This window comes from Brevibacterium sp. Z349TD_9, from assembly GCF_056173565.1.
Genome location: NZ_CM149680.1, coordinates 1,221,560 through 1,235,352, shown reverse-complemented (window position 1 = coordinate 1,235,352; position 13,793 = coordinate 1,221,560). Strand labels below are relative to the sequence as shown.

The window sequence follows — 13,793 nt, the reverse complement described above, 5'->3', positions numbered from 1 at the left end:
GCCCCGCAGCGACCTACAGCTGCGCGAGGGCCTTCGCGATCCGCTTCTCGGAGACCGGGTGGGTGGTGCCGAGCGAGTTCGCATAGAGGCTGACTCTCAGCTCTTCGAGTTGGACGAGGACGTCGCGCCAGGGGCTCGGCACAGAGACGAGCCACCATTCCCACGCCGCCTGCCCCAGTCCGGGGAAGCGGTTGGCGATCTTCTTCGCCACCGCCTCGGCGCTCCCGGTGACCCGATCCATGAGCTGACGATCACGCATCGGCGAATCGACCATCGCCCCGATCCGCACCTTCTCCGCCTCCACCCACTTCGGCAGTGCTGCCACCATCTGCGGGGTCATCGCCGCGATCGCCGCCGCACTCACCCGCGAAGCCGCCCACGCTTGGACGTCGGCGAGGTTGGACAGGATCGCCAGCGACGAGGAGTTCGAGACGAGTCTGTCCAACTCCGTCGCTCGCCTCAGCGCCGTGATGAGGGAGGGCAGGAGCTTCGTCGTCGCTTCGATGAGCTGCGCATTCACCGCCGTCTCGACCCGAGCGAACTCCGCCTCGTCGCCGACCCACGCGGACTCCGCCGGCCCGATCTCGGATTCGACGATTCCGCGCACCCCTGATCGGACGAGGGCGGTGAGCAGTTCGTCCGAGCGCTTCTGATGCCCGGCGAGGACGAGCTTCTCCTCCGTCGTCAGGCCGTCCTGCAGGTACTTCAGCGTCTCTCCTGTGCGTCGGGCGAGCAGCGTGATGACCGCTTCCCTGCTCGCGATCCGCGCCTGCAGGACCGTGTCGAAGGCGACAAGGTCGACGCTGTCTCCGCGGTCGGTCAGTCCGGGCACGACCCCCGCCTCGGCGGCATCAGGATCGGGCAGGTCGCCGACGCTCCACCCTGTCAGTCCCCGCTTCTCCGCGAACGGCGACGCCTTGGCTCGGGCCTTCCTCACAGCCGGTTTCGCCTGCGTCGTCAGGGCGCTGAGGTCGTCGCCGAGCCCGACGGTCGTCGTCCCGTCGACGAGGCGGAAGCGGATGCGCAGATGGGCGGGGATCCGGTCGCGGTCGAAGTCATCGGCACTCACGGTGATCGGGACGAGGTCCTGCAGCCCTCCCCCGCCGGCGCGTTCGCTCAGATGCGCGGCGAGGACCTCGGGCAGGCTGCCCTGATACGGCGTGAGCGAGGGCAGGATGTCGCGGGCGACGTCGGGCGCGGGCACGAAGTAGCGCCGCTTGGCCTTCGGCAGCGACCGGATGTAGGCGGCGACGAGCTCTTCGCGCAGCCCCGGAACCTGCCAGCTGAACTCGTCGGGGTCGACGACGGGCACAGCGCTCGCCGGGATCTCGACGGTCACCCCGTCCTCGCTCGAGCCGGGATCGAACGAGTACCGCAGCTTCGCCGTCGTCCCGTCCGCGAGCTCCCATTCCATCGGGTAGTCCTCGGCCACCGAAGCGGTCAGCGATTCGCTGTCGTCGCTGAGCAGCACCGAGGTCGTGAGGTCGAGCAGGTGCGCATCGCGGCGCTTCTGACCCTTCCACCACGACCGGAAGTCCGCCGCCGAGGTAATCGTGGCGGGAATGCGCTCATCGAAGAACTCGAAGAGGGCATCGTCCTGGTCGAGCACACGACGGTTGCGGGTACGCGACGCGAGCTCCTCGGCCTCCTCGATGACGGCAGCGTTGTGGTCTTCGAACCCGAACCTCTCGCGCCAGTCGCCGTCGATGAGTCCCTTGCGGATGACCATGTCCCTGGCCGCTGCGGCGTCGATCGTCCCGTACCCGACCCGACGGTCGCTGATGAGCGTGACCCCGTAGAGCGCGATCTTCTCGTAGACCATCGCCGATCCGGCCCTCGTCGACCAGTGTGGGTCCGAGTGCTGCCGGCTCACGAGGTCCCCGGCGGCCTCGACGACCCAATCGGGTTCGATCGCGGCGACCGTGCGCGCCCATAGGCGGGAGGTCTCGACGAGTTCGGCGGCCATGACGAAGTCCGGGTTGACCTTGAACAGGCCCGATCCGGGGAAGATCGCGAACCGCGTGCCGCGTGCCCCCTGGTAGTCCCCCAGCCGTTCCGACCGGGACCCGATCATCGAGAGCAGACCGGTGAGGAGAGCGCGGTGAATGGCCACGGCCGTCGGGTCGAGCTTCATCGCCGCGGCATCGGCACCGCGTCCGGCCTCGACCCCGCCGCGGGCCTTCTTCGCCTGCTTCTTCGCCGCCGTGAGCTCGGCGAACCCGATCTTTCCCTGCGCTGTCCGGGCGGTCGATCCCTGCCTCGCCGAGGCGGTCCCTCCCCGGTGTCCGCGCGTATCCTCGGTCTCCCGGCCCCCGCCTCGGCGGGAGTCTGCTGAGACCTCCTCGTCGGAGTCGGCTCCGTCGGCACGTCGGCCCCCACCGGCACGACTGTCATCGGCTGCGTGCTGGCGCCAGCTCGGACGCTCGACGCGGATGCCCGCCGAACCGAGCAGCGACCGGAGCTGACCGACGAGGTCCTGCCATTCGCGGATGCGGACGAAGTTGAGGAACTCGGCCTTGCACTGACGGCGGAACTTCGACGACGACATCGCCGCCTGCGAGTCCTCGAGGTAGTTCCACAGGTTGAGGTAGGAGAGGAAGTCGCTGCCGCGGTGGACGAAACGGGCGTGCTTCTCATCGGCGGCAGCCCGCACCTCGGCGGGACGTTCACGCGGATCCTGGATGGAGAGAGCCGCGACGATGACGAGGACCTCTCCCCCGACACCCGCCTCGGCGCCGGCGATGACCATGCGTGCGAGCCTCGGGTCGATGGGCAGGACCGAGAGCTTCCGGCCGGTAGGAGTGACCCTGATCGAGCCGGTCTTGTCCGCCTCGAGGGCACCTAGTTCGGTGAGCAGTGTGCGCCCGTCGCGGACGGCCTTGGCATCGGGCGGAGTGAGGAACGGGAAGCCGAGGATCTCCTCGTCGCTCGAGGCGAATCCGAGGTCGGCCATCTGGAGGATGACGCTGGCGAGGTTGGTGCGCAGGATCTCCGGGTCGGTGAACTCGGGCCGGGATGCGAAGTCGACCTCCGAGTAGAGGCGGATGCAGATGCCCTCGCTCGTTCTGCCCGACCGTCCCTTGCGCTGGTTCGCGCTCGCCTGCGAGATCCGCTCGATCGGCAGCCGCTGCACGCGGGTGCGGTTCGAATACCGGGAGATCCGGGCGGTGCCGACGTCGATGACGTACTTGATGCCGGGCACAGTCAGGGAGGTCTCGGCGACGTTCGTGGCGAGCACGATGCGCGGCCTGGTGTGCGGCTTGAACACCTTCTGCTGCTCGCCGGCAGAGAGCCGGGCGAAGAGCGGGATGACCTCCCAGTCGCGCAGTCGCTGCGATTTCCGCAGGTGCGCCTCGAGCGCGTCGGCAGTGTCGCGGATCTCCCGTTCCCCGGAGAGGAAGACGAGGATGTCACCGGGATCCTCGGCGCTGAGCTCGTCGACGGCTGAGATGATGCCCTCGATCTGGTCCTCGGCCCCGGCCTCATAGTCCCCGGATTCGCCGGGACCGTCGACGTCGTCGTCGGCGGTCTCGTCGGTCAGGGGCCGGTAGCGGACCTCGACGGGGTAGGTCCGGCCTTCGACTTCGATGATCGGGGCATCGTCGAAGTGGGCGGCGAAGGACTCGGGGTCGATCGTCGCCGAGGTGATGATGATCTTGAGGTCGGGCCGCTTCCTCCGCACCTCCTTGAGGTAGCCGAGGAGGAAGTCGATGTTGAGGCTGCGTTCGTGCGCCTCGTCGATGATGATGACCTCATAGTCGCGCAGGAGCTTGTCCCGCGAGAGCTCGGAGAGGAGGATGCCGTCGGTCATCACCTTGACGCGGGTCTCGTCGGCGACCTGCGCCGTGAAGCGGACCTGATAGCCGACCGTGCCGCCGAGGTCTTCGCCGAGTTCGTCGGCGATGCGCTCGGCGACGGTGCGTGCGGCGATGCGCCGCGGCTGCGTGTGGCCGATCATCCCCTCGTCGCCGAGACCGAGCTCGAGGCAGATCTTCGGCAGCTGCGTCGTCTTGCCCGAACCGGTCTCACCGGCGATGATGACGACCTGGTTGTCGCGGATCGCCTCGGCGATCTCATCCTTGGCCGCACTGACGGGCAGTTCCGGCGGGTAGGTGACGGTGACGGGGTGGGCCGCGCGGGCCTCGCGCAGGCGGGCGCGGCGCTCACGGTGCTCAGCGCCGGTGCGACCCCGTCCGCGGCCGCGCTTCTTCGGCCCGCCGCGGCGTGATCGACCTCTGCCCTGTCCCTGCTGCGCGTTCCGCGCTTCGGTGTCTCGTGTGTGCTGCTCGGCCCCTGCCAGGTTCTCTTCTGCCATGTCATCTCCCAGCTTAGCGGCAGACCTCCACACTCGAACCGGGGCACCGAAGCACCGTCAGAGCCTCTGGTTGCCTGCGGCGTCGGTGGTGAGCGCCGAGGTGGCTGGGCGTTCTCGGATGAGATCGGCTACCGGTGCCGTCAGTCTCAGCTCCACAGGGGTGAGAGCGCGTCGATGAGCTGCTGGATGCCGAGGATGAGGAAGAGCAGGGCCGTGATGCCGAGGGCGAGGTTCGTGTGCCACTTGTTCGCCCACTGCTTGGGCACGCGCCTGCCGTTGAGCAGCCCGAGGAGGGTGAGAGCGAGGAAGGGCATGAACAGCGCGCCGAGCACCCCGTAGGCGAGGATGAGCCCGATCGGCTTGCCGAGGAGGAAGAGGAGCATCGGCGGGAACGTCAGCCACAGGAGGTAGAACTTGAAGTACCTGCCCCCGGTGAGGGTGTCGGGGTGACCGGCCGGCTTCTTGCGCATGTGCCCCCAGAAGTCGGCGAACATGAGCGAGACGCCGTTCCACACACCGATGATCGAGGAGAACGAGGCAGCCCAGAACCCGATGAGGAATCCGACGCCGACGACGTCGCCGTAGCGGGCCTTGAGGACATCGGTGAGGTCGAGGAGCCCTTCGTCCCCGGCCGAGAGCGAGACGCCCGCCGCCCGGACCACCTCGGCACCGACGATGAGCATCGCGATGACGAAGATGCCGGTCATGACATAGGCCATCGTGTTGTCGATGCGCATCACCCGCATCCACTTCGGCGTGATCCATCCCTTCTCCCGCAGCCAGTATCCGTAGGCGGCCAGAGTGATCGTGCCGCCGACGCCGCCGGCGAGCGCGAGCGTGTAGACGACTCCCCCGTCGGGGATGAGCGGGATGAGTCCTCTGAGGAGTTCGGGGATGTTCGGGGCGGCGATGATCGCCAGTCCGACGACGGTGACGAACATGATGCCCACGAGCACCGCGGTGATCCGCTCGAAGACCGTGTACCTGCCCAGCCACACCATGGTGAAGCCGGCGAGTCCCATGACGATCGCCCACACCGTCAGCGGCACCATGGGGAAGAGCGCGGCCAAGGGCAGGGCGGCCGAGCTCATCGCGGTCGCCCCGTAGACGAAGCCCCAGATGATGATGTAGGGCCCGAAGTACCACGTCGTCCACCGACCGAGGCTCCGCCAGCCCTCGAAGATCGTCTTGCCCGTCGCCAGGGTGTAGCGGCCCGCGCCCTCGACGAGGACGATCTTGAGGATGACGCCGACGATGACGGCCCAGAGCAGCGCGTACCCGAAACGGCTGCCGGCGACGAGTGTGGCGACCATGTCCGCGGCACCGACACCGGTGGCGGCGACGACGAGTCCGGGACCGATGATCTTCCATTTCGGCTTGCCCTCGGCCTCGCCGAGGCGATCGGCACCGGAATCCCCACCGGTGGTGGGAGGCTGGCTCGCTCCGTCAGTCATGCGTCTCCTTCGTCGACATCGACCCACACGGGTCTGGAGACATGCTACGACAGAGTGTGTCGGCCACCACACGGCACCCCGGATCGCGGACAGCGCAGGGCGGCGGGGTCCTTGGGACCGGCACGGGCCGAAGGGCACGGGCCGGGCGGGAAACATCAGAACAGGGTGGGCTGAGGCGTCCTCCTCTCCCGCTCCGGTTGCGGGGACGGTCGCCTCGGCGGGGCGGCTGCGGCCTCGAGTTCGATCCACCGGCAGATGATGGCGACGACGTCGGCCTGCTCCGCCTCGGTGAGGGCATGTCCGGCGGCGATGCCGTGGCTGTTCTGCAGGCACGTGCGACAGCACGTCGCCGTCGCATGCTGGGCGAGGAAGACCGGGTGTCCCTTCCACGGTGTCTGCTTGCCGTCCTTCGGCGGGTGGGCCGGCGCCAGACGGGTGGCGATGAAGTCCTCGGCGTGCGCTCGCACGGTCTCCGGTGCCCGGTCGAGGACATAGTCGAGCTCGGCCCCGCGGAGGTGGAAGCGCGATCGGAACGGCGCCCGGGTGATGCGCCTGATCCGCTGGTCCAGCTGGTGATCGTCCATGATGGTGCCACCGTATCCGGCGGCCCTGACACAGCCTTCGCCCCGAGCCTGCGCCGCCGATGTCCCGGCGCCGCACCGCGCTCATCCCGGACGTCGCCCCCGGTCGGCGAGCCTGCGCGTGTATCCTCAGAACGTGGAATCCGATGATGCACGCGGCCGACTCGCCCGTCGGATGTTTCCCGACGGGGAGGATCCCGACCCCCGCTTCACCCTGGCGAACGAACGCACGTTCCTGTCCTGGATCCGCACGGCGCTGGCCTTCATCGGCGGCGGCATCGCCGTCGAGGCCTTCACCGGGGAGATCTTCTCCCCGGGCCTGCGGGCGACGCTGTCGATCGTGCTCATGGCCATCGGCTTCGTCCTCGCCGCCGGAGCGGCCTTCCGGTGGTACCGGATCGAAGCGGCGATGCGCCGCAAGCAGTCGCTGCCGCTGCCGCTCATCATCCCCATCGTCAGCCTCGCCTCGGCACTGGGAGCGGGACTGCTCGTCCTCGTCTTCGCCGGAGTGCTGTGAGCGCGCCCAGGCTGGCCCCGCACGAGGACCCCGGCCTGCAGCCGGAGCGCACGACCCAGTCGTGGCTGCGCACGAGTCTGACGATGACGGTCGTCAGCCTCCTCTTCATCCGCTGGATCACCCTCTTCCCCGTCCTCTCCGTCGCCGTCTTCGTCGTCTGCATCGGACTCGCGGCCGCGGTGATCTCCCTCCAGGTCCATCGGTACCGGGCCGGGTCAGGATCCATCCGCGACGAGCGCGGCAGGCCGAGTCCGTGGCCGATCCTCGGCCTGACCACCTCGGTGTGCCTCATCGCCGGGCTCGGCATCGCCTCGGTGATCCGACTCACCGTCGGCTGAGTCGTTCCGGAGGCTGAGCGGCGGATCGATGTTCCTCGTCGTGAGACCGCGTGACCGCGGGGCCGACGGCGTCTCTAGACTGGAGGGCATGAAGGACGCACACGAAGTCTCCACCGCCCCGCTCGTCGCCCTCGGCCTCGTCGGCGGGTTCCTCACCGCTCGCGAAACCGGCATCCGGCCCCTCGGCGGCGTCGTGCTCGCCGCTGCCGGCGCCTACGCCGCCCGCACGTGGTACGCCAAGCGCGGGTGGCCGACCGCGACCGCGCTCGGCCTGGGCTACCTCGGCGGCTTCGGGCTCTCCCACCCGCTGGCGAAGAAGATCGGCGCCTGGCCTGCGGTGCTCACGGTCACTGCCGCCTCCGCAGGAGCGGCCCACCTCGCCGTCGACGCCCGCGGCGAGACCGCCTGACCCGCCCCTGCCCGTCCGCCGAGGCCCCAGGAAGCGAGGACCACCGGTAAGCCATGCTGGCCGTATTCGAAGGATTCGCCGTCATCGCCGGGGTCATCCTCGTCGGGTTCCTGCTGGGACGCTCCGGGGTGCTCGGCCCCACCGGTCAGCAGGTCATCGCGAAGCTCGTCTTCTATGCGGGCACCCCGACGCTCCTCTACGTCACGGTCTCCCAGACCGACCTCGGGCTCATCTTCAACTCGGCCCTCCTCGCCACGGGCGGGTCCTCGCTCATCGCCGGCTTCGTCCTCTTCGCCCTCACCCGCTGGATCAGGAAGCGCAGCACAGGCGAGGTGATGTTCTCCGCATGGGCGGTCAGCTACGTCAACATCGGCAATCTCGGCATCCCCATCGCCGCCTACGTCCTCCACGACGTCGGCTATGTCGCTCCGGTCCTGCTCTTCCAGCTCATCATCCTCGCCCCCATCGGCATGGCCGTGCTCGACGCGGCGGGGAAGAAGAAGCACGACACACACTGGTACTCGACGATCCTCCAGGTGCTCAAGAATCCGATCCTCCTCGGTGCCGCGGCCGGGGTGGCAGCCTCGGCGACCGGCTTCGAACTCCCCCGCTTCGTCTTCGAACCCATCGACATGATCGGGGCGACCGCGGTGCCCGGTGCCCTGCTCGCCTTCGGGATCTCCCTCAAGGACGGCTGGGCGCTGCCGGTGAGGGGGACGCGCTCACAGCTGAGCTACATCACCGTCGGCAAGCTCGTTCTCCAACCGCTCGTCGCATGGGTCATCGGCGGTCCCCTGCTCGGCTACTCGGGCATCGACCTCTTCGCCATCATCGTCACCTCGAGTCTGCCGACGGCGCAGAACGTCTACATCTACTCGATGCAGTACCGGCAGTCCGAGGCGCTCATGCGCGACGCCGTCTTCATCACGACCGTCCTCGCGGTGCCCACCCTCGTCATCGTCGCCGCGCTGTTCGGATGACGCGTCCCTGACGGTGAGCAGGCTGGGACCGGGCTCCCCCACCGGTGGACCTGCCGCCTCGGCGATCTCCGGCTTCAGGGCGTGTCCTCCCGGGCTCTCCGGCACCCGTCGCTGACAATGGGAACGTGGCTGGAGACGAGAAGAACGAGACCGATGACCTTCTGAGCAGGCGAATGAGCTCGGGGTCGCACAGTGCTGCCGAGACACCGTCGAAGGCACCGCTGACGGCAGCGAACGACCCGTCGACCGACACCGAGGCGTTCGATCCGATCACGGACCCTATCCGCAAGGACGAACCCCGGCCCTCGACGGGACCGGTTCGGGTCACCCCCGCCCATTCCACCGCCCCCCAGGACACCGCACGGACCCGTGAGGTCCCAGCGCACCAGGCGGACACCTCGGCGGCGCCCGCCGCGACGTCGAACACGGCCGCGAGTACCGGCTCCCGGTCCTCGGTGATGAGCGACGCCGACTGGGCGGCGGTGACGAAGGCGGCGACCTCGCGCGACACCCATGAACCCGAGTTCCCGGAGCGGCGGAGGAACCCCCTCGAGATCATCGGCACGATCTGGATCGCCCTCTCGGTGCCCTTCATCCTCCTCGCCCTGGCCGTGCGGACGATCGCGTCGGGGATGTTCCTCAAGTTCGAGTACTTCCGCCCGGGATTCCCCGCCGACCAGTTCGGGTTCGGCCAGGCCGATCGCGAGCACTATGCGACGTACGTCATCGACTACCTCCACAACCTCGACTCCCGGCGCTACCTCGCCGATGTCATCCTGCCCACCGGAGAACCGGTCTTCATCTCCGACGAGCTCAACCACATGGCCGACGTCAAAGGGCTCATCTCTCTGCTCTACCTCATCGCGATCATCGCCTTCATCGGCACCGTGCTCTTCTCGCTCTACCTCTCGCGCAAGGGCGGCATGGGGATGCGCTTCGGCTTCCGGCTCGGCGCGATCTTCAGCATCATCGCCATGGCCGGCATCGCAGTCGTCGCACTGCTGGGCTGGGAGAGCTTCTTCCGCGGCTTCCACCGCATCTTCTTCGCCGACGGCACGTGGGAGTTCTACGCCGACGATTCACTCATCCGGCTCTTCCCGCCGCAGTTCTGGGTCGATGCGGGCATCGGCGCCGGAGCGATCTTCCTGCTGCTCGCCATCATCGTCTTCCTCTTCAGCTTCGCCGGTCACAAGAAGCGCCGCGCCGCCCGCAAGGCTCAGCGCGAAGCGGCCGACGCGATCTGATTCCACACCGTGCGCTCGCACGGTCTCCCTCGGCGCGTGAGCGCCCCCACGGTTCCGGCCGGGTGGTCTTTCCCCTTCCACCCGGCCGCATCGCTGTCATCACCGCCTCCACGGCCGCATCGCTGTCATCACCGGCTCCACGTTCGACCTCGGCGGAGGGGAGCCGGCGGCGCAGCCACCGTCCGGTCGGCCTTGCGCCCATGCCTCATCGTGACTACCGTTGAAGGTAAGGCACCATGCCGTATCGGAAGCACCCGACGAAGGAGCCGACAATGGCGGACCAGCTGACCTTCCAGAATCCCGTGACCCGCTACCCGGTCATCAGCCCACCCGAGCAGGACCAGCCGGAACCCGGCCTCGACCGCGACCTCGAACCCCAGACCGACCGCGGAGAGGACTCATACCGCGGCACCGGCAGGCTGACGGGGCGCAAGGCGCTCATCACCGGCGGCGACTCGGGAATCGGCGCCGCCGTGGCCATCGCCTTCGCCCGGGAGGGCGCCGATGTCGCCCTCAACTACCTCCCCGAGGAGCAGCCCGACGCCGAGGCGGTGAAGACGGTCATCGAGGCGACCGGGCAGAGCGTCCACCTCCTCCCCGGCGACCTCAGCGACGCCCAGTTCTGCCGCGAACTCGTCGAGTCCGCAGCCAGCGCCCTCGGCGGGCTCGACGCCGTGGTCAACAATGCCGGACGCCAGATCTCCGTCGAGGACATCGCCGACCTCAGCGATGAGCAGTGGGACGCGACCTATCAGACGAACATCGCGGCGATCTTCCGCATCTCCAAGGCAGCGATCCCGCTGCTTCCTGCCGGTTCGACGATCGTCAACACGACTTCGGTCCAGGCCTACAGCCCCTCGGCCCATCTCATCGACTACGCCTCGACGAAGGCGGCGATCAACAACTTCACCAAGGGCCTCGCCCAGCAGCTGGCCCCGCAGGGCATCCGCGTCAACGCGGTCGCCCCGGGCCCGTTCTGGACTCCGCTCCAGGTCTCCGACGGCCAGCCCAAGGAGGCGCTGCCGGAGTTCGGGAAGTCGACGCCGATCGGACGGGCCGGACAGCCCACCGAGGTGGCCCCCGCCTACGTCTTCCTCACCTCGCCCGAATCGAGCTACGTCATCGGTGAGACGCTCAACGTCAACGGCGGCGAGCCCTCGCCGTGACCGCAACCGGCACCGGCGCACCCGCATCCCACAGACGCCGGGCACCCACGCCCGACGAACCACCACGACGAAGGAGGAGGCAGACATGAGCACCGACGATGAGCACACCACCGAGGAGACCGTGCCGGACAAGAGCTCGAAACCGGCCGTGGCAGAGACCACCGCACCGAAGGTGACTGTCGACCGCGACGAGCACTCCGTGGGAGGCAGTGCATCGAACAGCGACGGGAAGACCGAGGAGCACGAGGTCGACTCGGAGAAGTTCGGCTCCGAGGACGCAGGTCCGGTCGATGTCGACGCCGTCCTCACGGACGACTCGTCATCTCAGGACGACGGACCCCCGGAGCCTCCGGCCTGAGCGCCCGAGACCCAGCCCTGCCGACCAGCCGCCGATGACGCACCCGTCATCGGCGGCTGGTCTGTGTCGTCGGCGGCTCGTGTCGTCGGTGCTCAGTCGTCGACGGCGTCGCGTCCGCGGCGCACGAGAAGGGGATCCGGGGCGTAGACGACCGAGGTGTCCTTGCCCGCGTAGTCGAACTGGTTGAGGAAGTAGCGCATCGCATTGAGCCTCGCGCGCTTCTTGTCATTGCTCTTGATCGTGATCCACGGAGCGTGGTCGGTGTCGGTGCGCCGGAAGGTCTCCTCCTTCGCGAGCGTGTAGTCGTCCCACCGTCCCAGGGACTCGAGGTCCATCGGCGAGAGCTTCCATCGGCGGACGGGGTCGATCTGTCGGATGGCGAACCGGGTGCGCTGCTCGCGCTGGGTGACGGAGAACCAGAACTTCGTGACGTGGACGTCGGAGTCGATGAGCATCTTCTCGAACACGGGAGCCTGCTCCATGAACGTCTGGTACTCGGATTCCGTGCAGAAGCCCATGACCCGTTCGACATTGGCCCGGTTGTACCACGAACGGTCGAACATGACGATCTCGCCGCTGGTCGGCAGGTGCGAGATGTAGCGCTGGAAGTACCACTGACCGGCCTCCCGGTCCGAGGGCTTGTTGAGTGCCACCACTCTCGCCGCACGCGGGTTGAGGTGCTCGGTGAAACGTTTGATCGTCCCGCCCTTGCCTGCGGCGTCGCGTCCTTCGAAGACGACGACGTGCTTGGCGTCCGTGTCCTGCCCCCAGTACTGGAACTTCAGCAGCTCGACCTGGAGGCGGTACTTCTCGATCTCGTACTCCTCCCGGTCCATGAGGTCCGGATACGGGTAGCCTTCACGCCAGGTCTCGACGGCGCGTCCGAGCGGATCGATGAGCTGCGGGTCCGGGGTGTGACTGTCGGTGACCGTGTATCCCTCGATGCGCAGCTTGTCGATGTACTCGCGCAGGTTCTCGTTCGGCAGGATGGACACGGTCTCTCCTTCGCTTCGGCGGTGCCTGCACCGGGTGGGGATTGTGGGGAGCGGTGCCGGCAACTGGGACGGTATTGGGTCGAGGTGAACATCAGGTTATGCGATCGATGTCGCCTTTCGGAACCAGCCCTGCCCCGATGAGGGGGAACACGGCGACGATCGCGAACGACAGCGGGTATCCGAGCACGGTGATGAGCGCGCCGAGGCCGGGCCCGACGAGGGCGGAGACCGCGAACTGTCCCGTGTTCTGGGCTCCCAGCGCCTTCCCCGACCAGCGGGGGCCGGCCGCTTCGGCCACCGAGGCGAACGCGAGTCCGTTGTCGGCGACGGACACCGTCGAGGCGAGGACGAAGACGATCGCGGCGATGACGGGAAGAGAGGTGAGGGAGACAAGGGCGACACCGCCGGTAAGCGCGCAGGCCGCGACGGCGATGAGGCGGATGAGGCCCACTCGGGTTCCGAGCGCGTCCGAGGCACCGCCGACGACGAGACGCCCGAGAGCACCGGTGAGCTGAGCGGCGGCGACGATGCCTCCGGCCATCGCCGCCGAGACGCCCTGGTCGGCGATGAGCCAGATGAGTCCGTACGTCGAGAATGCGAACTGGGGGACGACGAGGAGTGCGGAGACGACGTGGATGCGCCAGAGGAAGGCATCCGACCGGTAGGGATTCCCCGCCGAGGCTGCTCCCCCGCTCTGCCTGTCACGATCCGTCTCCTCGGCTCCCGCACTCCCCCGAACCCCGTCGTCCTCGGCGGTGGGCACGAGACTCGGGGCCGCCTCGGCGGGGGGAGGATTGCGGACGAGGAGGACGCACACGATCGTCATGAGCGCGGTGACGGCGGCGGCGAACCAGAGGTAGGCGGCGATGCCGCCGGCGGCGGCGATGGGTGGGACGGTGAGGGCGGCGAGCGCAGTGCCCAGGGGCTGGGACATCTGCCGGATGCCCATCGCAAGCCCCCGGCGGTGTCGGGGGAACCAGCCGATGACGACGCGACCGCTCGCCGAGTTCACCGAGGCGGCTGCGGCACCCGAGGCGGCGATGGCGACGGTGAGCAGAATCGGTGAGCCGGCGACGGCGACGGCCGCAGCCGAGGCGAGCGCGGTGAGGCCGAGACCGAGTGACATCGCGAGCCTCTCCCCGAACCGGTCGGCGAAGGCGCCCCAGGCGATGAGCGTGAGGAGAAGTCCGAAGCTCGGGGCCACCGCGACGGTGCCTGCCTGGGTGAGCGAGTAGCCGAGCTCGCGGGTGAGGTGCGGGATGAGGAACGCGGGACCGGTGATCGCTACGGTCGCCGCCATCTGCGAGGCCACTCCGACGACGAGGATGACCCAGGCCTGTCGGCTGGGCGGGGTCGGGGTCATGGGTGAGACGTTAGCCCTCGTTCACAATCTGAAGCAATGCGTCTCAAAGGATGACCTCGAGGGCGCTGCCGTC

12 protein-coding genes are annotated in these 13,793 nt (G+C 68.4%); 7 read left to right on the top strand and 5 right to left on the bottom strand.

Features of this window, described 5'->3' with window-relative positions; translation table 11 throughout:
- Nucleotides 1–13: 13 nt before the first annotated feature.
- The 3 genes from hrpA to AC0VYB_RS05555 form a co-directional block, all read right to left on the bottom strand.
- Complete coding sequence (gene hrpA, locus AC0VYB_RS05565) at nt 14–4,315, bottom strand: ATP-dependent RNA helicase HrpA (RefSeq protein WP_475385070.1); 4,302 nt, start codon at nt 4,313–4,315, stop codon at nt 14–16.
- Between the two features lie 146 nt (nt 4,316–4,461).
- On the bottom strand, nt 4,462–5,769 hold the full coding sequence (locus AC0VYB_RS05560; protein ID WP_144589225.1) for an Nramp family divalent metal transporter: 1,308 nt from the start codon (nt 5,767–5,769) through the stop codon (nt 4,462–4,464).
- A gap of 155 nt (nt 5,770–5,924) precedes the next feature.
- On the bottom strand, nt 5,925–6,353 hold the full coding sequence (locus AC0VYB_RS05555) for a DUF4186 domain-containing protein (RefSeq protein ID WP_063250213.1): 429 nt from the start codon (nt 6,351–6,353) through the stop codon (nt 5,925–5,927).
- Nucleotides 6,354–6,486: 133 nt separating this feature from the next.
- Here AC0VYB_RS05555 and AC0VYB_RS05550 point away from each other — a divergent pair, with 133 nt between their 5' ends.
- The 7 genes from AC0VYB_RS05550 to AC0VYB_RS05520 all read left to right on the top strand — a co-directional run bounded on the left by AC0VYB_RS05550 (nt 6,487) and on the right by AC0VYB_RS05520 (nt 11,362).
- A complete protein-coding gene (locus AC0VYB_RS05550) occupies nt 6,487–6,867 on the top strand; it encodes a YidH family protein (protein ID WP_009374545.1) in 381 nt (126 codons plus the stop codon).
- The gene (locus tag AC0VYB_RS05545; RefSeq protein ID WP_009374544.1) at nt 6,864–7,205 is read left to right on the top strand and encodes a DUF202 domain-containing protein; all 342 of its coding nucleotides are present in this window, start codon (nt 6,864–6,866) and stop codon (nt 7,203–7,205) included. Before AC0VYB_RS05550 ends, AC0VYB_RS05545 begins: the two co-directional genes overlap by 4 nt.
- Before the next feature lie 88 nt (nt 7,206–7,293).
- Entirely contained in the window at nt 7,294–7,614 is a 321-nt protein-coding gene (locus tag AC0VYB_RS05540) for a hypothetical protein (RefSeq protein ID WP_040340898.1), read from the top strand.
- A 53-nt stretch (nt 7,615–7,667) separates the two neighbouring features.
- Nucleotides 7,668–8,594 carry an AEC family transporter gene (locus AC0VYB_RS05535; protein WP_201671368.1) on the top strand — a complete coding sequence of 309 codons (927 nt, stop codon included), beginning with the start codon at nt 7,668–7,670 and terminating at the stop codon, nt 8,592–8,594.
- A gap of 125 nt (nt 8,595–8,719) precedes the next feature.
- Nucleotides 8,720–9,838 carry a TIGR01906 family membrane protein gene (locus tag AC0VYB_RS05530; RefSeq protein WP_259821150.1) on the top strand — a complete coding sequence of 373 codons (1,119 nt, stop codon included), beginning with the start codon at nt 8,720–8,722 and terminating at the stop codon, nt 9,836–9,838.
- Between the two features lie 272 nt (nt 9,839–10,110).
- Entirely contained in the window at nt 10,111–11,004 is an 894-nt protein-coding gene (locus AC0VYB_RS05525; RefSeq protein ID WP_009374537.1) for an SDR family oxidoreductase, read from the top strand.
- A gap of 85 nt (nt 11,005–11,089) precedes the next feature.
- Nucleotides 11,090–11,362 carry a hypothetical protein gene (locus AC0VYB_RS05520; RefSeq protein ID WP_259821151.1) on the top strand — a complete coding sequence of 91 codons (273 nt, stop codon included), beginning with the start codon at nt 11,090–11,092 and terminating at the stop codon, nt 11,360–11,362.
- A 92-nt stretch (nt 11,363–11,454) separates the two neighbouring features.
- On the opposite strand, the gene ppk2 is transcribed toward AC0VYB_RS05520, so the two are convergent.
- Complete coding sequence (ppk2, locus tag AC0VYB_RS05515; RefSeq protein ID WP_009374533.1) at nt 11,455–12,357, bottom strand: polyphosphate kinase 2; 903 nt, start codon at nt 12,355–12,357, stop codon at nt 11,455–11,457.
- A 91-nt stretch (nt 12,358–12,448) separates the two neighbouring features.
- Entirely contained in the window at nt 12,449–13,720 is a 1,272-nt protein-coding gene (locus AC0VYB_RS05510) for an MFS transporter (protein ID WP_095375624.1), read from the bottom strand.
- Nucleotides 13,721–13,793 lie beyond the last annotated feature (73 nt).

Bases quoted from the DNA above. Each gene is read 5' to 3' on its own strand.
- AC0VYB_RS05525 (WP_009374537.1), top strand. From the start codon at position 10,111: ATGGCGGACCAGCTGACCTTCCAGAATCCCGTGACCCGCTACCCGGTC.
- AC0VYB_RS05535 (WP_201671368.1), top strand. From the start codon at position 7,668: ATGCTGGCCGTATTCGAAGGATTCGCCGTCATCGCCGGGGTCATCCTC.
- AC0VYB_RS05555 (WP_063250213.1), bottom strand. From the start codon at position 6,353: ATGGACGATCACCAGCTGGACCAGCGGATCAGGCGCATCACCCGGGCG.
- AC0VYB_RS05520 (WP_259821151.1), top strand. From the start codon at position 11,090: ATGAGCACCGACGATGAGCACACCACCGAGGAGACCGTGCCGGACAAG.
- hrpA (WP_475385070.1), bottom strand. From the start codon at position 4,315: ATGGCAGAAGAGAACCTGGCAGGGGCCGAGCAGCACACACGAGACACC.
- AC0VYB_RS05540 (WP_040340898.1), top strand. From the start codon at position 7,294: ATGAAGGACGCACACGAAGTCTCCACCGCCCCGCTCGTCGCCCTCGGC.
- AC0VYB_RS05510 (WP_095375624.1), bottom strand. From the start codon at position 13,720: ATGACCCCGACCCCGCCCAGCCGACAGGCCTGGGTCATCCTCGTCGTC.
- AC0VYB_RS05560 (WP_144589225.1), bottom strand. From the start codon at position 5,769: ATGACTGACGGAGCGAGCCAGCCTCCCACCACCGGTGGGGATTCCGGT.